This window comes from Pseudovibrio japonicus (assembly GCF_014651595.1).
In the GTDB taxonomy this organism is placed as follows: Bacteria; Pseudomonadota; Alphaproteobacteria; order Rhizobiales; family Stappiaceae; genus Pseudovibrio; species Pseudovibrio japonicus.
Window position 1 is genome coordinate 226,338 of record NZ_BMXE01000007.1, and the last position, 19,694, is coordinate 246,031.

A 19,694-nucleotide genomic window follows, 5' to 3' on the forward strand; every position below is an offset into this window, starting at 1 on the left:
TACCGGAAAAAATGATGATTGGACATTCAGAATATTAGCTGCAATAAGTTCATTTTGTTGATTTTAATCTACAATGGTGACTTTGATGGACAAGCGTGACAGGGCCAGTTTGTTTCGAACGCGGCTGTCGGGGGCAATGACGCTGGCGGATATGACCCGCAGCCAGCTGGCTCGGAGTGCCGGTGTTGACAGGTCCACCATTGGCCAACTGCTCAACAATGAGAATCCGCGGCTACCAAATGGTCAGTTGCTAGCCGATCTGGCAGCCTCGCTTCACGTAAGTACAGACTGGCTGCTGGGATTGACGAACAGGGCTGAGCGACCGGGGGATATAATCGCGCGGGCGATGGCGCTGAGCCCGGCAGAAAGGTCAGCAGTTGATGAGCAAATTCTCAATTGGCACAAGGAAGCGACGGGCCTGAAGGTGCGTCATGTGCCTGCAACCCTGCCGGACATCTTGAAGACCGATCGCATGCTTGCGTGGGAGTATGCCTCGTTTCGCGGACTGGATGCCGATGAGGTGGTGCAGTCCAACCGTGCGCAGCTGGATTGGCTGCGCTCCCTCAAAACCGACTATGAAATCGCTGTTCCGCTCCACGAATTCGAGGCCTGCGCGCAAGGCATTGGCTACTATGCGCATCTGGACAGAGAAACCCGCAGAGAACAACTTCAATTCGTCGCGGATACCTGCCGGCAGATGTTCCCGCGCCTGCGGTTGTTCCTGTTTGATGCGCACAAGGTCTTCAGTGCGCCTATCACCATTTACGGGCCCAATCTGGCGGTTGTGTATGTGGGGCAGTTCTATCTCGCATTCCGCGAGGCGGAAAGGGTCAGTTCGCTCACCGACCATTTCGATACGCTTGTGCGTGAAGCAACAGTGGATGCAAGAGATCTGGCGGACTACGTGGAGGCGCTCATCGAGCAATGCGGGTAACAAAACCTCATCCGCCTGATGCCCGTGAATACACGTGGCATCCTAGTTCTAAGGTGCTGAGCAAGATCCAGATGAGGTGGTTTATGCCTTTGCGGGTTGTTCTTGCTCGTTCACTGGTTTGCCGAAGTAAGCGTGGTAAAGGAACATAACGATCGAGAAAATGCCCCAACTGAAAACCACATCCCCTGGCACGCGGGCCCACACCAGAAATGTCATAACAGGACCATGGATTGTTTCAGGTGCGCGGGCGTGCCAGTAGCTTTCGGTGAAGCTGATGTATGCCTGATAGACGCCTTGCGGGATAAGTGAGAGACCGAGCATCATGGCAAGTCCGATGTTGAGACCCCAGAACGCTTGCTGCAACCATGTATCACTCCAACGATTAGCTGGAATGAGCGAGCGCAGGCAGAACAGCATCAGCCCGACACCTAACAGGCCATAAACGCCGAACATGGCGGCGTGGCCATGGGCTGGCGTAGAGTTAAGCCCCTGCATGTAATAGAGCGCCAGTGGCGGGTTGATAAAGAAGCCAAGCAGTCCGGCGCCAACAAGGTTCCAGAAAAGAACCGAAGCGAAAAAGGTGAGCGGCCATTTGTAGTGGTTAATCCACTTGGTGTTCTGTTCCAGCTTGTGGGTCTGATAGGCTTCAAAACCGATGACCAGCAGAGGAACAACCTCCAGCGCTGAGAACACGGCTCCAAGCGCCAGCACACCAATGGGTGTACCGCTCCAGTACAGATGGTGGAACGTGCCCAGCACACCGCCGGACATGAAGATGATCGTGGCGAAGATGACTGCAACAGCGGCAGTCGAAGCGCGCAGCAGTTGCAGGTTTACGAATATGAGGGCGATGATCGCAGTAGCGAAGACTTCGAAGACGCCCTCAACCCACAAATGCACCACCCACCAGCGCCAGTATTCCATAACGCTGATATGCGTGTTCTGACCCCAAAATAGCCCGGCACCGTAGAGCAAGCCAATGGCGGTGGCAGACAGAAGCGTCAAGGCGATAAGGCTGCGGTTGTGACCGCCCCTCAGGGCCGGGAAGAGTGCACGCAGCACCAGTACCAGCCAGAGCAGGAGACCGATAAACAGGAAGATCTGCCAGAAACGGCCCAGATCAACATACTCATAGCCTTGATGCCCGAACCAGAAGTTCATGGTGCGCGAGAAGAACTGATTGATCCCGAGCCACTCCCCGGCAAAGGAACCCACCACGATGATGATGAGGCAGACCCAGAGGAAGTTGACGCCGAACTTCTGATAGGCAGGGTCCTTTCCCGAAAGCAGGGGCGCCATGAACAAGCCTGTCGCCAGCCATGCAGTTGCGATCCAGAACACGGCTAATTGGGTGTGCCATGTACGTGAGACGGAGTAGGGGATGATTTCTGCCAAAGGAATGCCGTAGAGGTCTTGCCCCTCAATGGCATAGTGAGCGGTGAGAATTCCCAGAGCGACCTGCGCGATCATCAGGCCCACAACCACCCAGAAATACTTCGCGGTCGCCCGCATTGACGGAGTCAGCTTTACATTTGCCAGCGGGTTGCTGGCAGCACCACCACCCTCCGGAATAATGCGCTCACGCCATAAATCGTACTGACGCACATAGTAAAAACACAGTGCGCCCGCACAGCCGAGCAGTAGAAGAATGCTGATAATGGACCAGATGAAAGCGGCGCCAGTGGCGTGGTTGCCCACCAAAGGTTCATGGGGCCAGTTGCTGGTGTAGGAGATTGTATCACCTGGCCTGTTGGTGACGGAGCCCCACGATGTCCAGAAGAAGAAAGCCGAGAGCGCGCGTGCTTGATCCGGAGTAATCAGGATGTTTGGGGGGAAGGCATACTCATTTCTAAGATTCTGGTCGTCGATGTCTTCATAGGTGGCAAACAGTGTGGTGAAATGATCCTCGACCAGCTCGACGGCGGACATGCGGTCCGGTGAAATCGTGATGGTGTCGGTAGCTGGATCGTACCGGTTCTGGCGCATCTCTTCCTGAACAAGAACCTGAAGAAACGCGCGCTGCTCGTTGCTGGGTGGTGCAGCGTCTATGCCGTTTTGTGCGCGATGGAAAATATCCTCCAGCGCAAGTGCCTCTCTGTGTAGCCAGTCGGTGGACCAGTCCGGCGCAACATAGCTACCATGGCCCCAGATGCTGCCTTGCTGCATGCCACCTAAGGACTGCCAGACATTCTGGCCTTCCTCAATTTCCTCTCTTGTGTACATGACATCACCATTATCAGTGATAACGATGGCGGGGATTGGTGGTTTCAGCCGATAAATCTCGACACCGAAGAAGAGCAAAACACCAAAAGCGAGGACCATGCCAACGCTGAGAAGAATCCATAGCCGTTTGAGGGAAAAGGTTACATCATAGTCTTTATCAAACATGGCCTGTTGCTCCTCATCTTCTGGGAAAACATCCGTGTGTGTTTCAAATCAGACTATCAGCCGGTTTTTTTGGTGCGCCTCCGTCAGAAACGAGAGAGGCTTTGGGGTGTCTGCAAAGCATGGCAGTTGGGCAATTCTGTGAGGCGTTGATAAGGCCGGTTTGCTGAAGCTCACGAAAATACTCGTATGGATTACCTAAGGTGAATCAACAGGTTCGAGTTAGGGATATTTAATTGCAGATGGCGCATCATAAACCAAGCTGACAACTTGCTTATGAGGTTCACATGGGTTCCGTGCCCAGACTTTCGTGCACTCTTTCTGTTTTCCTTTTGCTTGGTACCCCGTTGCAGGCCGCTCAAGAACCAACCAACGAACAGGCCGCGATCGTTGCGCGCTGTGTTGAGGAACAGGGATTGGTCTATCCTGCAATGGCTTGCTTTGGTGAAGTGATTGACCAGTGCATCGGCACCCAAAACCAAGACAGCCATATGATCTACTGTTCAATTCAGGAGTATATGGTGTGGGACCAGCGCCTCAATACGACTTATACGCAGATCATGAAGATCGCGAGTACGGAGGTGAAAGCAAGCCTCAGGAGTGCGCAACGCGCCTGGATAGCGTTTCGGGATGATACCTGTTCAGCTAATGCATTGCTTTTCGATGGCACCGACGCGGGTCTAATCATGGCTGCGTGCATGGCCAGCCAGACTGCGATCCGCAGCCTGCAGCTTGATCAGTTTCTCAGCGACGCGCAGATCCAATAATCAAGGAAAGGGTGCTTTGTAATACCCCCCGGTACAGAAGGAGCATTAAAGCCTCTTTTTTGCAGGGGCCAATATTGAGGAATGGCGGGACAGGCCAATGTGGTTAGTCTGCACGGATGCTCGTTTGAATATCTATCGCGTCATCCAACCCTAAAAGCACCGAATGCGTTTTGGGGGGAGACGCCTTGAGGTCTGTGCTGATGAAGAAGGTTCTGATCCATATCGGTGCGCATGAAGCCGGTACAACTGCCCTGCAAAAGCAGCTTTACGCCAAACATCCGGATTTGTTTGATGATCCTACGCAGTTCAAAGCAAGCCGGTTTTTGCAACTCTACGAAGATCACAGTGTTAAGCCAGAAGCAGGGGAGCTGGCGGATCTGTTTCAGGAAGCACTCTTCAAGCCTGATACTGAGACCTGCCGCCTTTCTCACGAAAGGCTCTTGGGAAAGGCTTTTGTGCATAGGCAGTTTTATCCCAATGTGGAGCGGTATGTTCAGCTTGTCCGGGAACTGCAAAGGCGCGGTATTGAGGTCAAGACACTGGTCACCGTGCGCAATCGCACCGACTTTTTAGTCTCGTACTTTCTGGATAGCCTTGCGTGGCAGGACACTCCCAAAACCTTCCATGAGTTTGCAAACAATGCGGTGACACCCGCCTTTTCCTGGCAAACTTTGGAGGATCAGCTGGATAAACTACCCGTTACCTATTTGCCTCAGGAAGCGATGGAAAAGTACCCGGAGGAGTTTGTTGCTTGCATCAACAAGTTCTATGAGAAGAACCTGCTTGAGCCGGAGGATCTCTGCTACCGGGCAAATTCTGGGCTTAACGAGCTCGGTCTTTCCGTCATTCCGCAGCTCTCTGCCATTGAAGATCAGGGCCTTCGCACTGTTCTGCTGAAAAGTGCGCTGGACTACTGCAAGCAAGGCGAGCAGGCCATGGTCCTCTCCAAGGATATTGAGGTGATTTATCGCAAACATTTTCGCGAAGGAGACGTGGCTTTTGCCAAAGCAAACTTCCCGACACCATTCCGGAAAATCTATTCACAGTCTAAACCCGTGACAGAACAGTTCTGGTTTGCCTTTGCTAAAACGGATGCCTGATTAGCCTTTATTGCGTTATTTTTCTGATTGTTTTTTAAAAATATCTGTAATCGTAACGGGTTAGGTGAAGGTGTAATTTGCCGAGCCTGAACTTGATTGCGCGGCGGTAGTGTAAAAAGAACAGCTTTGGGAGCGATCCGGCTGCTGATATAGTGCCGTTCGGTCATCATAACGCCGACCTCACGTCGGTTTTACTGTACCGTTAGCAGCGTGCTGGAATAGTGTGCAAACCACTCAACTGACGGGAGAAATTGGTCCTCTCCGATTTATCGGGTGGCCTTGCGCTTTTGCGCAGGTTTCGCTGCAGCTTGAAAGCAATAATAATGACAGATGGACGAGAACGTCCCGATCAAGATGAGTGTAGAGGCGCCGTGTGACGCAGGTTCAACTTAAAAACCTCTCGAAAGTGTTCTCCGGGACACCGGCGGTCGATGCCATCAATGTTGATGTGGCGTGTGGTGAGTTTCTGGTGCTGCTGGGGCCATCTGGCTGTGGCAAAACCACCAGTCTGCGCATGGTCTGCGGGCTGGAGCAACCGACATCCGGGTCCATTTGGTTCAATGGACAGGAGGTGACCAATCTGCCTGTCCAGAAACGAAAAGTTGGCCTTGTTTCCCAGCGCTTCGGTTTGTTCCCGCATATGACGGTTGAGCAGAACGTCGCCTTTGGGCTGTCTGTAGGCGGTATGGCGGAGAGTGAACAGAAGCGGCACGTTGGCGAGATGCTGGAGATTGTGCGTCTTACGGACTTTGCCGGACGTTTTCCGGCGCAACTGTCGGGCGGGCAGATGCAACGGGTGGCCATTGCCCGCACGCTCGTAACACGGCCAAAAGTGCTACTACTGGACGAGCCCATGGCGAGCCTTGATACGCTGCTGCGGGCGGAGATGCGCCAGTTCATCCGTGATTTGCATGAGGAATATGGCATGACCACGCTGCTCGTCACCCATGATCAGATCGAGGCCATGGATCTGGCGGACAGGATTGCGGTGATGTTTGATGGCAGGGTCGCCCAGCTCGCTGCTCCCGATGAGATTTATCAGCAGCCCGCCGATGAGCGGACAGCCCGCTTCATGGGGCATTCCAACATCTTTGATTGTACACCTGTGTCTGATGGCTATGTGGAAAGTCTATTTGGCCCGCTCAAGCTTGGAGCAGGGTCAAACCGTGGCTTGAAACTGCCGAGAAAGGCCATGGTGCGCTATGAGAGTATCCGGATTGTTGAGAGCGTTGATCAGTCGCAAAGTAATGTTGTTTCCGGCACGATCACGCGAGCAGAGTTTCTTGGCGCAATGATGCGCTACACGCTTCAGGTGGGAGAGGGATTTCTAACCGTCGAGGAAGCGTCTTCGTTCAAAAGAAAAACAGGCGAGGCGGTCTCACTGACCCTTCCGCCTGAGCAAATCTGGTTGCTGCAATAAGCAGCCAAGCCGGTTGGGGGCAATCTATGAAAAAGACAAAATCACGCGCCAAGCAGATGTTGCTTGCAAGCACGCTCGCTGTTGTCAGCTGGAGCGGTGCGGTGCAGGCAGAGGACGCTCCGGGCATGTTCCGCAGTGAGTTTTTGCAGGGCAATATGGGATGGCCAGAGGTGACTGCGAAAGCCCGTGCGGAGGGCACCGTCAACTTCTACTACTGGGGTGGCTCGGATATCATCAACCTTTGGATTGATCAGGTGGCAACACCTGCATTGGCGGCGGAAGGTGTGACGCTGAATCCTGTGCGCATTACATCCACCAAAGACACCGTGGATGTGGTGATTGCCGAACTGGCCGCTGGCCGCGGCGAGGAAGAAGGCAGTGTGGATCTGGTCTGGGTGAACGGAGAGAATTTCTTTTCCCTCAAGCAGCAAAATGCACTGTGGGGCGCTTTTGCCGACCGTCTGCCAAACTCGGTGAATTTTGAATGGGACGAGAGCGATCCTCGGTCTCTTCTCAACCTGCGTGATTTCGGTGTTGAAACCGGCTTGCAGGAAATGCCGTGGTCTGGAGAGCAGTATGTCTGTTCCGTCAACCGTGCCCATGTTCCAGTAGATCAAACACCTGCAACGTTTGCGCAGCTCAAGGCCTATCTTGAGGCTAATCCGGGCAAGTTCACCTATGTGAAGCCGCCGCATTACCTCGGCAACACCTTCGTGCAATCCGTGCTTTATGCGCACAATCCGGACGGAACCGGCGCGGCGCCTTACCAGAAGAGCTTTGAGGAGCTGGGCGGCGCAGAGCTGGCGCGCTTGATGGAGCCGGGTATGGAGTACTTAAAGAGCCTTGAACCGCTCCTGCTGGGGGGCGCCAACGGCAGTCCGCGCTATCCGGAAAACTCTGATGAGCTGGATAACCTGTTCCTCAATTCCGAGGTGCACTTCGATTGCAAGTTCGGCGTGTTTGCCAATCACAACGGTCTGATCACCGGGACATATCCGGAGCAGGCGGAAGAGATGATCTTCCCGGTTGGCAACATGATCAAGAACAAGAACTACCTTACTGTTCCGCTTAACAGCCCGCATCCGGCTGCGGCCCTTGTTGCCATCAACTACTTCTCCTCCGTTGGTGCGCAGGCCTCCAAGCTGCAGGCCGCCGGTATGCCGGTTGGTCTGGATTTGTGGCGCTTGAACGATGAAGATGCTGCGGAGATAGCTGCCGCGGCGCCTCCACATTACGGCGTTACGCAGCAGGAACTGGACGCCAACATTGCACCGGACACCAACGCAAGCCTTGTTGATGTGATTGAGGCAACCTGGTTGGCGGTTATTGAACGCAAGGAAGACAAGCCATTGGCCGATATTGTGGCCCAGGTTTCCGGCGAATTGAACAACTGATAATCTTTCGGATGGCGGCGTGCTGCCATCCGCTCCAATTGTGAAATGAAAACATGATGCCAAAGGCACTTCCGGCCAAGATGATGAGAACTGCCTCTCCCGCGTTCATGCAAAACCTGCGCGATGTGGTGGAAATGACACCGCTGCTTGTGGTTCTGCTGGGCCTGTTTGGTGGCGCCTTGGTGCTAGGCCTCCTGCAAAGTTTTGGCTATGCGCCGTGGTTCGGCATCAACGAGTTTCCAACCACCCGTTACTTTGAACGGCTCTGGCTCTCCTCCGATTTCTGGTTCTCCTTGGGGCTGACGCTCTATTATGCCTTTGCGGCGACCTTGATCGGGCTTGTGATCTCGGTGCCGTTGAGCATTGCTCTTTCCAAGAGGTTCAAAGCCTCACGCCTGTTCAGTGCGCTCATCCGGCTGCCGTTAATGGTGCCGTATACCGTTGGCATTGCACTGGCGCTTGTGATGCTTGGCAACGGGGGGCTGCTGTCCCGCATGTCCGCAGGGCTTGGCCTGATCGATGACCCCTCGCAGTTTGTGCAGATCCTCAAGACCCATGGGGGCTGTGGGATTATCCTCGTTTACGTGTGGAAGCAGGTGCCGTTCATGACACTGAATTTGTCTGCCGTGCTCGCCCGCACAGGGGACGATACAGTGGAAGCGGCCATGGTGCTGGGGGCCAGTTCCCGGCAGATCTTCTGGCGCGTCACACTTCCACAAATTATGCCGGGCATCGTTTCCGCCTCGCTGATCTGCTTTGCTTTCAACATCGGTGCGTTTGAGGCTCCGCTCATCCTTGGCGGCGGCTATCCCGATACATTGCCTGTGCTGGCATGGCGCTATTTTCAGGATGCGAACTATGCCTTCCAGCTGCAGGGCATGGCCGTGGTCGTTTCACTGGCATTGGTTTCCGGCCTCTTCCTCGCCGCCTACTTACAGGGCTACCGCAGATTTGAACGGGCGAGGGGGCGTGTGTGATGATCGGAACGGCTTCCAAACTTCGTGATATCAAGGCGATCAACCCATGGCAGCGCCTGCTTGTGCTTGCCATGGCGGTCTTTACCATCGCCCCCTTTGCACCGCTGATCATCCAGTCACTGGCGTTTCGATGGGCATGGCCGAACATCCTGCCAACGGTCTGGTGGTTTGAACAGCGTCAGCGCTCGCCGTTTCCGCTTGCATGGGACTATGTCTTCTCGCCAAGCTCTCGTGTTGTTGAAGCAACCATCAACACACTGGGCATCGGCATAACGGTGACGCTCCTGTGTCTGGTGATCTGCCTGCCTGCGGCCCGTGTGCTGGGGCAGCGCACCTTTCGCGGCAAGAACCAGCTTGAGTTCCTGATCGCCCTGCCGCTGCTCTTGCCGGAAGCTGCAATTGGCATCGCCTTGCTGATGATCTTCATCGCACTGGATTTGGCGGGCACCTATGTGGGTGTCATTATCGTACACCTGATCCCGACGATCCCCTATATGGCGCGTACGCTGACTTCCGTGTATCAGGGCCACGGCACAGACGCGGAAGACCACGCCCGCGTGCTGGGTGCCAACAGGCGGCAGATTTTCTTCCGCGTGACATTGCCCATGATCCTGCCCGGTGTGATTGCCGGTTGCCTGTTCACCTTTCTGGTGTCCACCAACCTGTTCCTGCTGACCTTCTTCATCGGACAAGGTCACATCGTCACGCTGCCAACGCTGCTGTTTGCCAAGATCTCTGGTGGGGCTCTGGATGCCACAGGAGCAGGCATCGCCCTGATCGCCTCCGTCCCCGGCGTCATTCTGCTCATCTTCACAGATCGCTTTATCCGCAACTACCCACTTGCTGAGTAAGCCCAAACGCAACGAACCAACGCACCGCCCTGATGAAGGGGCGATGCGTTGGGTTGGTTTAGTGCAACTGCCCGTTGGCAGGGCAGCGGTTGGTGCCTAGATATAGACCGCAGGTGTCACCACGTTGCTCAAGCCCGCTGCCCGCAAGTCCTGTGCAATGCGTTCCACATCTGGCTGTTTCATTGTGGGCCAGTTGCGGGCCTCGCCTTGCACGCCGTGGTGCTGGAAGGCGTTGAGGCGTAGCGGCAAGTTGCTGTCCAGAGCTCCGACGAACCTAGAGAGTTCTGCAATTTCCTTGGCGGTATCAGTTCGTTCCGGAATAAGCAGATAGCGCAGCTCGTGCAGCTTGCCTGCCTCAAACAGTAGTCTGGCAGAGGAGAGAACCCGCTCGTTGCTGCGTGTGGTGAGCTGGCTGTGTAGGTCCCCTTCAAAGGCTTTGATGTCCAGCATCACGCCATCGGTCACCGGCAGAACAGTCTTCCATGCTGCTTCGGGGAGATAGCCGTTGCTGTCGATGAAGCACGTCAAGTCCTTCAGCTTGTCATTCGCTTTGATCGCCGTGAACAGGGCGATGATGAACTTGAGCTGCATGGTTGCTTCGCCACCAGAGACCGTAATGCCATTGAGGAACGGTTTGTTCTGGTCGAGCAGCGCCAGCACATTATCAACGCTGTACTGCGTTACCTTGGGGTTGGCGTTGATGGGGCAGATGTCCAGACACTTGTCGCAGTGCTCGCAAATGCTGGGATCGTACAGCACCTTGCCTTGCACTATGGTTAGCGCGCCGGTTGAACAGACAGGCAGGCAGTCACCGCAATCATTACACAGCTTCATGGTGTGCGGATTGTGGCAACTTGGGCAGGCAAAGTTGCATCCTTGCAAAAACAGGACAAGCCGGCTACCCGGCCCGTCCACGCAGGAAAACTTCAGAACCTTACTGACTGTAGCGAGGGGCAAGTTCATGGCTCATCACTCTTGGAGCACGCTCCAGTATCTTCCCCTTGTCGGCAGCTTCAGCACCCAACACCGTGGTGTTGGTACGCGACCCACCACACTCTTTGAACTTGGCAATGTCTGACAGCCGCACCATGTAGCCCGTGATACGCACCAGATCATTGTTGGAGATATTTGCGGAAAACTCTCGGAAGCCCTGCGAGAATGCGCCCTTCACCAGCTGCTTCAGTGCTGCCAGGTTGTTCTCGACGGTTTCGTCGAGTGTCAGGATTTCCGACACACCGGATGGATAGAACGCGTGGTGTTCTGCCAGCGCCTGAACATGACTTACCGGATCCGGCTCGCTGCCGTATGGAATACGAACGCCCGGTGTGCAGCCATCATCATCGCTAAGGCCCGCCTGGGAATGTAGCATGGCTTTGCCGCGCCAGACGTTTTCAATCGGACGGGCTTCAACAGCATCATAAAGAGCCTTGGAAATGCGGTGGCCAAGCTTATTGGCGGTCTCGTCATGCCCGTACTTGCCGGTGCGGCCTTCTTTTGCCTGCAATTCATCAACGCACTGCGCCATGGCGAAGATGCCATACATGGCGGCAAAGCGGTCTTTTCGGATCCAGCCTTCTTTCACGAGGAAGCTTTCAAAGAAGCCAGACTTATTGAAGAGATGATCGATGCGCGCTTCGGTGAGACGGAAGTTGAGGTCGATGTACTTTGGCAACGTGTTTTCAAAGAAATCTGCCGTGTCTTTGGACCGGCGCGCCACTTCACGCAGGTTGATGCGGGTCAGCGTGGAGGCACCGCCGCATAGAGGCAGCACGTTATAGCAGCTGGCGATACCGTAGCCGTACTCATCAAACAGGGGCTGATTGAGCGGGTTGTTGGCAATGTGTGGCTTTGAACATTCGATGATGCTTTGGCAGGCCTGACTGAAAATTTCGTCAGAGCTGACTTCAGGGTCCCAGATAAATGTCACGTTCGGCGCGATCTGCTTCAGCTCGGCGTCAATGCGCATGATTGTGCGGGCAACACGATTATCGGTTGGCCCCACGTTGGCATGCATGAACGCATCCGGCAGAACGCGGTCCAGATACCGCCAGAAAAGCTCGAGCTTTTTGTAAAGGTCTTCGTCGCTGACATCGTCACAGTAGGGCAGTAACAGATCATCAAGGCGTCCGATAAACACCGGCATGTTGGTGACCGACGGTACGTGATGGTAGGCAATCGTCAGGGAGTTGATCGCTTCATCCAGCGTTGTGGCAGGATCCAGCTCAAGGTAGGTGCTGCCCTTTTCCAGAACAATGGAATAATCAGGCATCACATAGCGCGGTTTGAAAGGCGCATGGCCCTCGTACATGTCGCAGATAACGCGCTCTTCCAGCGCCTTGGCGGTTTCTTCATCAAGCTCAGGATAAGGCAGAGAGTTTTCTGCTTCCAGCGAGAGGTACCGCGCCTTTTGCGCAAAGGAGAGGCCAGGGTCTTCAGCAATGCCCTTAAACCGTTTCGTCAGCTCCATCATGGGTCAAATCCTTCTTGCTCTTAAGAGGCAATCTTAAACCTGCGCAAGACTTGAGGATTTGAACTATCGCAATTTTGGCTTTGAAAATTGCTGCGATGCACAGGCACATTGGCGCGGAGCTTCGCAGAGCCATTTGATGGGTGCCGGTACTGTGCAGTCTCTCTCTTCAGGGGGTGTAGTTGTATGATACACACCACCGCTTTCTTAACAAAATGGTGATTGAATCCGGCGGGTGAGCGATAAAAAAAACGTCATTGGTGAGAGAAGATGCAACTAAAAGACGCTGTTACAGTAGATTTTCGCAATAAATATCATCTGCTTGCGATCAACAATATTCTCATCCCCTGGGCCTATGACTACCTGATTGGTCTTGTGAGAAATATCCTGATTGCACTGCCAATTCAGAGCAGCCCCGACTTTTCGGTGCTGTCTATCGCAGTCTTTCTTCTAATGAATCTCTATAACCTGTACCTGATCAGGTCCTTCAAGGGGCGTGAGCTCGGCATGGGGATCGTTCTTGTGGTTCTGAATGTCATCTCGTTGATATTCCTGGCGTCTGTTTCCTTCTTCACCGCGATACCGACCATACCGCTGGTGCTTGGTACAATGTTTTAGGTGTCCGGCTTACGGACGCGAGGAAATGGCTGTCACCTGGGAACGGTCAGGAGTTGTGAGCTCAAATAGAAAAAACCCGGCTCTAATGAAGCCGGGTTTTGTATTTTTTGACGCCCAACGCAGAAACTATGCGTTTTCGGAAGCTTTCGTTGTGTCCAGATCGCTCGCATCGTGGCGTTCCGGTACCTGCTGGCTTTCCTCACCCCATGTACGGTTCACGCGCTTGCCGCGTTTAACCGCAGGACGCTCTGCGATTTCCTCTGCCCAACGCTTGACGTTTTTATAGTCGTCTACTTCAAGGAATTCGGCGGCATCATAAAGGTAACCCAGCACCAGACCGCCGTACCATGGGAAAATCGCCATATCAGCAATGGTGTACTCATCACCAGCCATAAAGCGGCGCTCGGCCAGATTGCGGTCCAGCACGTCCAGCTGGCGCTTCACTTCCATGGAAAAGCGATTGATCGGGTATTCATATTTTTCTGGCGCATACGCATAGAAGTGGCCGAAACCACCGCCCAGATAAGGAGCTGACCCCATCTGCCAGAATAGCCAGTTGAGCGTTTCTGTTCTCGCTGCTGGGTCTTTTGGCAGGAACGCGCCGAACTTTTCTGCCAGATAAACCAGAATAGACCCGGATTCAAAGACACGGGTCGGTGTTTTGGTGCTGTGATCAATCAGCGCCGGGATCTTGGAGTTTGGGTTGGCCTCAACAAATCCGCTCGAGAACTGGTCGCCGTCGCCGATCTTGATCAGCCATGCGTCATACTCTGCCTCGGTAAAGCCAGCAGCCAGCAGCTCTTCCAGCATGATGGTGACTTTCACACCATTAGGTGTCGCCAGCGAATAAAGCTGGAGTGGGTGCTTGCCAACCGGCAGGTCCTTGTCATGGGTTGGGCCCGCAATCGGACGGTTGATGTTTGCAAACCGGCCGCCGCTTTCCTGGTCCCACTTCCAAACCTTTGGTGGGGTATATTCTTGGCTGTCACTCATGAAATTGTGGCTCCGTAAATATTGTATGCAAATGGGTACGGGCAGTTATTTATACTGCACTCTTCTACTCAACAAATGGGTGGCACCCCATTAAAGTCAAGTATCCCATCAAAAACAAGGTATTGGACGTAACTTCCGAGCGTATTGTCCAGCACCTAAACCGGTTGTGTGCCTAACTAAAAATTGCTTTTCTCAAAACACCAACCGGAATATTGTTCGCTGCATATACTAAACTTTGAGATTCATTTTTTGCATTGCTGGACTGATCAAATGACTGTGATACCGACACTTGAAACAAAAAGATTGCGCTTGAGGCCGATGACGATCGAGGATTGGCCTGCTTATGAGCAATTGATGCGGTCTGAACGCTCGCGCTTTATGGGGGGGCCAACCCCTAAATACGTCACATGGGGCATTTTTAGCCACGACATTGCCCATTGGACGTTGTTTGGCCATGGGGCGTTGATGATTGATGACAAAACCACGGACAAAACCGTTGGTCAGGTCGGTCTTAATCACGGCCCACTTTTTCCAGAAACTGAGCTCGGATGGTTCCTGTATGACGGTTTTGAAGGGCATGGGTATGCTCTGGAAGCTGCCTTGAGGATGCGCCAATGGGGGTTTGAGGAGTTTGGCCTGAAAACGCTTGTCAGCTACATCGACCAGAAAAACGAGCGTTCTTGCAAGCTGGCCGAACGGATGGGTGCGGTGATCGACCCCGATGCGCCCTGCCTTGATCCGGATGATTTAGTCTACCGCCATCCAGCTCCTTAACGCGCTGCCAAAAAAGATTCCGCTTTTTTCTCATCACCACGTCACATCTGCAGCAGTTGCCTCGTCGAGCCTGTGAAGACAACAAAACAATCACTGGAGATGACTATGAACACCGATAACACCATCAACCACTACGAAAGCGGTGCCCAGATCATGAAGGCCCTTGAGGGCGTGGAAGCGGCCATTGCCGCCACCGGATTTGACGAGAAGCTTCACCACCTCATTTTGCTGCGTGCTTCCCAGATCAACGGCTGCGGCTTCTGTGTGAAGATGCATTCCCGTGATGCCCGCAAGGCTGGCGAAACCAACCATCGTCTGGATCACCTCATCATCTGGCGCCACTCCGATGATTTTTCAGAAAAAGAGAAGCTGGCGTTTGAATGGACCGAAGCGCTGACGAGACTGGACAAAGAAGAAGATCTGCCTCGCTTGAGAAAAGAACTCAGGGCCCATTACAGCGATCAGGAAATTTCCACCATGACGGCAATGATCGGCATGATCAATCTTTGGAACCGGGTAGCAATATCGAACCATTGAGCATGAACACAGATAAATCACTGAATGCATTTGAACAGGCCAGACCCATGTTAATGGGGCTGGCTTACCGCTTGCTCGGAACAACCGCCGAAGCCGAAGACGTGGTGCAGGAAACCTACCTCAGTTGGTCGTCTGCCAACCAAGCGGACATTGACAATCCCGATGCATGGCTAACGACGGTTTGCACGCGTAAAGCACTTGATCAGCTCAAATCAGCACGTAAAAAACGCGAAAATTACGTCGGTATGTGGCTGCCAGAACCCTTACACACCGCAACGCTGGACACGCCTGAAGACCATGTGGAGCTTTCGCAAAGCCTCACCACGGCGTTTCTTGTGGTGATGGAACGTCTGGCTCCCAAAGAGCGGGCCGCCTTTTTGCTGCGCGAAGTGTTCTCCGCAAGCTATGAAGAAGTAGCTGAGATACTGGAAGTCAGCCCAACCAGTTGCCGCAAACTGGTTTCGCGGGCAAAGACCAACGTTCAGCAAAAAGCCAATCGCTTCACCGTACCTGAGGAGAAGCAGCGCGCGATGATCGGTATGTTCCAAAATGCGCTGGAGACCGGCGAAACCGCAGAACTATCCCAACATCTTGCTGCAGATGTTGTCCTCATCTCTGATGGCGGCGGCAAGGTCAATGCCATTCCGGAACCTCTCATGGGACTGGAAAAGGTGGTTGACTTTATCGACAAGGCGATTTCACCAGCAACGCGCAGTGGCAAAGCCTGGGTGGAAGAACTCAACTCCAGCCTGTCACTGGTTACCGTAGACGGCGGCGGTATCACGACTGTCTTCACGTTTGGCTATGATGAGGACATGAAAGTCAACGCCATCTACGCACAGCGAAATCCGGACAAACTTGGCGCTGTTCACTAAGGCTTGCAAAACAGCGAGGGCAGGCTGCTAAAGGTCTGTCTTGCAACCTGGCAGGGAACCCTCTAGCCTCTCCACGATTGTTTTAGGGGGGAACTCATGTCCATTGAAATGATTTTTGCATTGGTGTTTGCGACAGCAGCTTTGGTGGCCATTCCAGGCCCCAACGTGGCACTCATCATTGCCAATACCATCAGCCATGGGTTCCGCTTCGGCGCAGTTACAGTGCTTGGTACCACTCTTGGCGTTGCTGTTCAGCTCAGTATTGTTGTGCTCGGATTCTCAGCCTTGCTGGCGTTGGTCGCCGACGCATTTTTATGGGTGAAGTGGCTGGGCGCTGCATATCTTGTCTATCTTGGCATCAAGTCGTGGCGTGAACGGACGGAGATGCTGCAGAATGCTGAGGCGAGCACCACCCCTTTGAGCCGTTTATTCTGGCAGGGCATGCTGCTTGCCATGATCAATCCTAAGACGCTTATCTTCAGCGCAGCCTTTCTTCCGCAGTTTGTGGCTGATCAGAGTGCCACCTATGCCTTGGCGCAGCCTGCACTACTCTACCTTGCTGTGGTCTTGTGCGGAGATCTATGCTGGGCAGCGCTGGCACGCTCCGCAACACCGCTCTTCCGAAGCATCGGCCACTTGCGTAACAAGCTCACCGGTCTGCTCTTTATTGGCTCAGGTGTGGGTCTCGCACTGGCGCGTTTTGAGCGATAAACTCAGGCTTTCCTCCCAATTGGAATGATCTCGCGAGAGGCGGCATGGAAAGGCTCACCGGTCCATTCACCCAGCCATGTTTCCACGCGCAGACCAGCTTCTTGCAAAAGCTGGTCTAGCCTTTCCTTTGCCGTATATTTGATTTGCGAGGGCGCGCTGAATACCTGACCGCTTTCCAGATCCTTGTAGGCGTTTGTAAAGCTCAAAACCTGCGTTGGCTCGTCGTAGTGGGATATGTTCCAGCTTTCGATTTCACCCAGTTCTTCGTGCTGCGTCCGCTTTAGTGTTTCGCTCTTGCTGCGGGTCTTCCTTCCCGGAAAATTTGGGTTGCGGGTGTCAAAGACAAACTGGCCAGTTGGTTTCAAATGCATGGCAATCTTGCTGAGTGCCAAACGCTGGTCTTCTTCAGTCAGAAAGAACTGGAAGGAATGCCCTGTCAGGCAGATCAGATCAAACGTCTCACCAAGCTCGAAATGGCGTGCATCTCCTTCAACCCAGGTAACCTGATCACCGCCAGGACGGCTGCGCGCAATCTCCAACATGGCAGCAGCAGGATCCAATCCAACCACATGACGGCCCTTTGCCAATTGAACCGTCAGTTCGCCGGTGCCGCATCCCAAATCAAGGACTGAATCTGCGTCACTGGCAAGATCTTTGCAAAAGGTGTGATCGGTGCGATCATGCGGTGCCAGCTCGTAAAATTGAGCCAGATGAGGGTCCGTGAAAATGGTACGTTCGTTCATTGTGAAATGAGTTCTCCCAAACAGAAACAGCACCATAGAACGCAAGGGCCGCTTGTACAAATCCTGACCAAACCAACGGCTCGAAAGCTTTACAGGCTGTCTGTTCACAGCATCCTGATCTGATTATTCTTGTCTGGATGAATCAGTTTCCGTGCCAGCGGAATGAAGACCCGTTGCAGCAGAGAAAGGTACTCTCATGGCTAACCCGCTTTATGATCGTTTGTTCGGGATCCATGCCGGCAAAAGCAAACCTTTTTTGCTGCTTGAGGATGGTACCCCGATTTCCTACAGAGCGTTTCTTGCCACAACCGCCCAGCTTGCCCATGTGCTTGTCAATCATGGACTAAAACCGGATGACCGGGTGGCTGTGCAAGTTGAAAAGTCCCCTGAAGCGTTGGCGCTTTACGGGGCCTGCGTGCAAGCGGGGCTTGTCTTCCTGCCGCTCAATACCGCTTACACCAGCGAGGAACTTGCCTATTTCCTTGAAAATAGTGGTGCTTCTCTGCTCGTCTGTGATGGAGCAAAGGCAGATCAGCTTCGCCTGCTGGCTGAAGGTTCAGGTGTGCTTCTTGAGACCCTGAACGGTGGTGGCTCAGGCTCATTGATGGGTGAGGCAAGTGCGCAGCCGAGCACGTTTACAACAGTAGACCGGGACCTGCAGGACCTTGCGGCGTTCCTCTATACATCCGGTACGACCGGACGATCCAAAGGGGCTATGCTGACACAGGACAATCTGCTTTCCAACGCGGACGTACTGGTCGACTACTGGCGCTTTTCCGAAGAGGATGTGCTGCTGCACGCCCTACCAATTTTCCATACCCACGGGTTGTTTGTGGCGAGCAATGTAATTCTAGCGGTTGGTGGTTCCATGATCTTTCTGCCCAAGTTCGATCAGGATGCCATCGTGGAACGGCTCCCGCAGGCAACCTCAATGATGGGCGTGCCGACCTTCTATACCCGGTTGCTGGGGGATGATCGTTTCACCAAAGAGCTCACAACGCATATGCGCCTATTCACCTCTGGAAGCGCGCCGTTATTGGCCGACACCCATCGACAGTTTGAGCAGCGTACCGGTCATAGAATTCTGGAACGCTACGGAATGACCGAGACCAATATGAATACGTCCAACCCCTACGATGGAGAGCGGCGGGCCGGAACGGTTGGCTTCCCGCTTCCGGGTGTTGAACTAAAAATCACCGACCCCGAAAGCGGTGTGGAATTGCAGAAGGGTAGTATCGGTGTCATTGAGATCAGGGGCCGTAATGTCTTCAAAGGCTACTGGCAGATGCCGGAGAAAACCGCAACAGAATTGCGCGAAGATGGGTTCTTCATCACCGGTGATATGGGCAAGATAGATGAAGACGGCTATGTCCATATTGTCGGGCGCAACAAGGATCTCATCATCTCAGGCGGATACAACATCTACCCAAAAGAGATTGAGCTTGTGCTTGATGAACAACCCGGTGTTCTGGAGAGCGCCGTCATCGGCGTGCCCCACACAGATTTCGGCGAAGCTCCCCTTGGCCTCATAGTGCCGGAAAAGGACCATGCACCGGACCTTGACCAGATCATGGCCAGCGTAAAGCAACGCCTCGCCCGCTTCAAACATCCCCAAAAGCTCCTGCTAATCGACAATCTCCCACGCAACACCATGGGCAAAGTCCAAAAAAACATCCTGCGGGAGCGTTATAGTGAGCGTGTATAGGGAAGTGGGTAGCGTGGCTTAACCGCCAGTGTGCAATCCATCGCGATATTCCAGATCTAGCGGCCACTGAAGCTTTGGAAGCCTTTGCAGGCGGTTGGGCTGGGGGCGTTGGGTTGGCTGAGTTCGGCGCATGTCTTTCTTGTGACCGATGATACGCAGGCTATTGCGCGTTGATTCTGGGCCCGTGTTGTTATCACGTTGCTGAAATCTGCCTTGATCAGGGCGCAGGCCTGATTGACGCTGTTGTTGATAGCGGTTGCTGTGGGGTGCTGCCTTGTGGAGGCGTCGATACCCATTTTCTCAAACGCACAGGCCTTCAGCTTCTCACACATGTTTGCAATTGCGATGTTGAGTTCAAAGCTCACGCCTGCAGATGTAAGGCTGGAAGACGTAATGAGCAGGAAAAAGGCAAGGCTCAGGTTTTTCATGGGGTTCAGCTATGT

The 19,694-nt window shown here is 53.8% G+C and carries 19 protein-coding genes; 13 read left to right on the plus strand and 6 right to left on the minus strand.

Annotation, left to right across the window (positions count from 1 at the left end):
- Positions 1 to 85 precede the first annotated feature (85 nt).
- Positions 86 to 934 carry a helix-turn-helix domain-containing protein gene (locus IE076_RS18080; protein WP_189438186.1) on the plus strand — a complete coding sequence of 283 codons (849 nt, stop codon included), beginning with the start codon at positions 86 to 88 and terminating at the stop codon, positions 932 to 934.
- Positions 935 to 1,015: 81 nt separating this feature from the next.
- Here the strand turns inward: IE076_RS18080 and IE076_RS18085 are convergent, their stop codons facing one another.
- Entirely contained in the window at positions 1,016 to 3,322 is a 2,307-nt protein-coding gene (locus tag IE076_RS18085; protein WP_189438187.1) for a nitric-oxide reductase large subunit, read from the minus strand.
- A 284-nt stretch (positions 3,323 to 3,606) separates the two neighbouring features.
- On the opposite strand from IE076_RS18085, the gene IE076_RS18090 reads away from it, so the two are divergent.
- The 6 genes from IE076_RS18090 (at position 3,607) to IE076_RS18115 (ending at position 9,828) form a co-directional block, all read left to right on the plus strand.
- The gene (locus IE076_RS18090; RefSeq protein WP_189438188.1) at positions 3,607 to 4,086 is read left to right on the plus strand and encodes a lysozyme inhibitor LprI family protein; all 480 of its coding nucleotides are present in this window, start codon (positions 3,607 to 3,609) and stop codon (positions 4,084 to 4,086) included.
- A 200-nt stretch (positions 4,087 to 4,286) separates the two neighbouring features.
- Positions 4,287 to 5,186, plus strand: a complete 900-nt coding sequence (locus IE076_RS18095) for a hypothetical protein (protein ID WP_189438189.1) — start codon at positions 4,287 to 4,289, stop codon at positions 5,184 to 5,186.
- Positions 5,187 to 5,559: 373 nt separating this feature from the next.
- Positions 5,560 to 6,606, plus strand: a complete 1,047-nt coding sequence (locus IE076_RS18100; protein ID WP_189438190.1) for an ABC transporter ATP-binding protein — start codon at positions 5,560 to 5,562, stop codon at positions 6,604 to 6,606.
- 26 nt (positions 6,607 to 6,632) lie between these two features.
- Positions 6,633 to 8,000 (plus strand): ABC transporter substrate-binding protein, encoded by a 1,368-nt coding sequence (locus IE076_RS18105; RefSeq protein ID WP_189438191.1) that lies wholly within the window; start codon positions 6,633 to 6,635, stop codon positions 7,998 to 8,000.
- A 56-nt stretch (positions 8,001 to 8,056) separates the two neighbouring features.
- Positions 8,057 to 8,977, plus strand: a complete 921-nt coding sequence (locus IE076_RS18110) for an ABC transporter permease (RefSeq protein ID WP_209009228.1) — start codon at positions 8,057 to 8,059, stop codon at positions 8,975 to 8,977.
- Positions 8,977 to 9,828, plus strand: coding sequence for an ABC transporter permease (locus IE076_RS18115; protein WP_209009229.1), 852 nt, complete (start codon positions 8,977 to 8,979; stop codon positions 9,826 to 9,828). The genes IE076_RS18110 and IE076_RS18115 overlap by 1 nt, the downstream gene beginning before the upstream one ends.
- Before the next feature lie 96 nt (positions 9,829 to 9,924).
- Here IE076_RS18115 and IE076_RS18120 read toward each other — a convergent pair whose 3' ends face one another.
- Positions 9,925 to 10,791 (minus strand): YjjW family glycine radical enzyme activase, encoded by an 867-nt coding sequence (locus IE076_RS18120; RefSeq protein ID WP_189438193.1) that lies wholly within the window; start codon positions 10,789 to 10,791, stop codon positions 9,925 to 9,927.
- A complete protein-coding gene (locus IE076_RS18125) occupies positions 10,763 to 12,298 on the minus strand; it encodes a YjjI family glycine radical enzyme (RefSeq protein WP_189438194.1) in 1,536 nt (511 codons plus the stop codon). Before IE076_RS18125 ends, IE076_RS18120 begins: the two co-directional genes overlap by 29 nt.
- A gap of 267 nt (positions 12,299 to 12,565) precedes the next feature.
- On the opposite strand from IE076_RS18125, the gene IE076_RS18130 reads away from it, so the two are divergent.
- Positions 12,566 to 12,913: a hypothetical protein gene (locus IE076_RS18130; RefSeq protein ID WP_189438195.1), complete on the plus strand. Its 348-nt coding sequence runs from the start codon at positions 12,566 to 12,568 to the stop codon at positions 12,911 to 12,913.
- A 126-nt stretch (positions 12,914 to 13,039) separates the two neighbouring features.
- Here the strand turns inward: IE076_RS18130 and yghU are convergent, their stop codons facing one another.
- Positions 13,040 to 13,906, minus strand: a complete 867-nt coding sequence (yghU, locus tag IE076_RS18135; protein ID WP_189438196.1) for a glutathione-dependent disulfide-bond oxidoreductase — start codon at positions 13,904 to 13,906, stop codon at positions 13,040 to 13,042.
- Positions 13,907 to 14,176: 270 nt separating this feature from the next.
- Here yghU and IE076_RS18140 point away from each other — a divergent pair, with 270 nt between their 5' ends.
- From IE076_RS18140 to IE076_RS18155, 4 genes are all read left to right on the plus strand, one after another.
- Positions 14,177 to 14,680, plus strand: coding sequence for a GNAT family N-acetyltransferase (locus tag IE076_RS18140; protein WP_189438197.1), 504 nt, complete (start codon positions 14,177 to 14,179; stop codon positions 14,678 to 14,680).
- 105 nt (positions 14,681 to 14,785) lie between these two features.
- A complete protein-coding gene (locus IE076_RS18145; protein ID WP_189438198.1) occupies positions 14,786 to 15,217 on the plus strand; it encodes a carboxymuconolactone decarboxylase family protein in 432 nt (143 codons plus the stop codon).
- A 2-nt stretch (positions 15,218 to 15,219) separates the two neighbouring features.
- The gene (sigJ, locus tag IE076_RS18150; RefSeq protein WP_189438199.1) at positions 15,220 to 16,092 is read left to right on the plus strand and encodes an RNA polymerase sigma factor SigJ; all 873 of its coding nucleotides are present in this window, start codon (positions 15,220 to 15,222) and stop codon (positions 16,090 to 16,092) included.
- Positions 16,093 to 16,188: 96 nt separating this feature from the next.
- On the plus strand, positions 16,189 to 16,803 hold the full coding sequence (locus tag IE076_RS18155) for a LysE family translocator (protein WP_189438200.1): 615 nt from the start codon (positions 16,189 to 16,191) through the stop codon (positions 16,801 to 16,803).
- A 2-nt stretch (positions 16,804 to 16,805) separates the two neighbouring features.
- Here IE076_RS18155 and IE076_RS18160 read toward each other — a convergent pair whose 3' ends face one another.
- Entirely contained in the window at positions 16,806 to 17,546 is a 741-nt protein-coding gene (locus IE076_RS18160; RefSeq protein WP_189438201.1) for a class I SAM-dependent methyltransferase, read from the minus strand.
- A 196-nt stretch (positions 17,547 to 17,742) separates the two neighbouring features.
- Here IE076_RS18160 and IE076_RS18165 point away from each other — a divergent pair, with 196 nt between their 5' ends.
- Positions 17,743 to 19,251 (plus strand): malonate--CoA ligase, encoded by a 1,509-nt coding sequence (locus tag IE076_RS18165; protein WP_189438202.1) that lies wholly within the window; start codon positions 17,743 to 17,745, stop codon positions 19,249 to 19,251.
- A 56-nt stretch (positions 19,252 to 19,307) separates the two neighbouring features.
- Here IE076_RS18165 and IE076_RS18170 read toward each other — a convergent pair whose 3' ends face one another.
- On the minus strand, positions 19,308 to 19,679 hold the full coding sequence (locus IE076_RS18170; protein WP_189438203.1) for a hypothetical protein: 372 nt from the start codon (positions 19,677 to 19,679) through the stop codon (positions 19,308 to 19,310).
- Between the last annotated feature and the right edge of the window lie 15 nt (positions 19,680 to 19,694).

Excerpts from the sequence above, each read along its gene's own strand:
- IE076_RS18080 (WP_189438186.1), top strand. The coding sequence starts at position 86 with ATGGACAAGCGTGACAGGGCCAGTTTGTTTCGAACGCGGCTGTCGGGG.
- IE076_RS18085 (WP_189438187.1), bottom strand. The coding sequence starts at position 3,322 with ATGTTTGATAAAGACTATGATGTAACCTTTTCCCTCAAACGGCTATGG.
- IE076_RS18090 (WP_189438188.1), top strand. The coding sequence starts at position 3,607 with ATGGGTTCCGTGCCCAGACTTTCGTGCACTCTTTCTGTTTTCCTTTTG.
- IE076_RS18095 (WP_189438189.1), top strand. The coding sequence starts at position 4,287 with ATGAAGAAGGTTCTGATCCATATCGGTGCGCATGAAGCCGGTACAACT.
- IE076_RS18105 (WP_189438191.1), top strand. The coding sequence starts at position 6,633 with ATGAAAAAGACAAAATCACGCGCCAAGCAGATGTTGCTTGCAAGCACG.
- IE076_RS18110 (WP_209009228.1), top strand. The coding sequence starts at position 8,057 with ATGCCAAAGGCACTTCCGGCCAAGATGATGAGAACTGCCTCTCCCGCG.
- IE076_RS18115 (WP_209009229.1), top strand. The coding sequence starts at position 8,977 with ATGATCGGAACGGCTTCCAAACTTCGTGATATCAAGGCGATCAACCCA.
- IE076_RS18120 (WP_189438193.1), bottom strand. The coding sequence starts at position 10,791 with ATGAACTTGCCCCTCGCTACAGTCAGTAAGGTTCTGAAGTTTTCCTGC.
- IE076_RS18125 (WP_189438194.1), bottom strand. The coding sequence starts at position 12,298 with ATGATGGAGCTGACGAAACGGTTTAAGGGCATTGCTGAAGACCCTGGC.
- IE076_RS18130 (WP_189438195.1), top strand. The coding sequence starts at position 12,566 with ATGCAACTAAAAGACGCTGTTACAGTAGATTTTCGCAATAAATATCAT.
- yghU (WP_189438196.1), bottom strand. The coding sequence starts at position 13,906 with ATGAGTGACAGCCAAGAATATACCCCACCAAAGGTTTGGAAGTGGGAC.
- IE076_RS18140 (WP_189438197.1), top strand. The coding sequence starts at position 14,177 with ATGACTGTGATACCGACACTTGAAACAAAAAGATTGCGCTTGAGGCCG.
- IE076_RS18145 (WP_189438198.1), top strand. The coding sequence starts at position 14,786 with ATGAACACCGATAACACCATCAACCACTACGAAAGCGGTGCCCAGATC.
- sigJ (WP_189438199.1), top strand. The coding sequence starts at position 15,220 with ATGAACACAGATAAATCACTGAATGCATTTGAACAGGCCAGACCCATG.
- IE076_RS18155 (WP_189438200.1), top strand. The coding sequence starts at position 16,189 with ATGTCCATTGAAATGATTTTTGCATTGGTGTTTGCGACAGCAGCTTTG.
- IE076_RS18160 (WP_189438201.1), bottom strand. The coding sequence starts at position 17,546 with ATGAACGAACGTACCATTTTCACGGACCCTCATCTGGCTCAATTTTAC.
- IE076_RS18165 (WP_189438202.1), top strand. The coding sequence starts at position 17,743 with ATGGCTAACCCGCTTTATGATCGTTTGTTCGGGATCCATGCCGGCAAA.
- IE076_RS18170 (WP_189438203.1), bottom strand. The coding sequence starts at position 19,679 with ATGAAAAACCTGAGCCTTGCCTTTTTCCTGCTCATTACGTCTTCCAGC.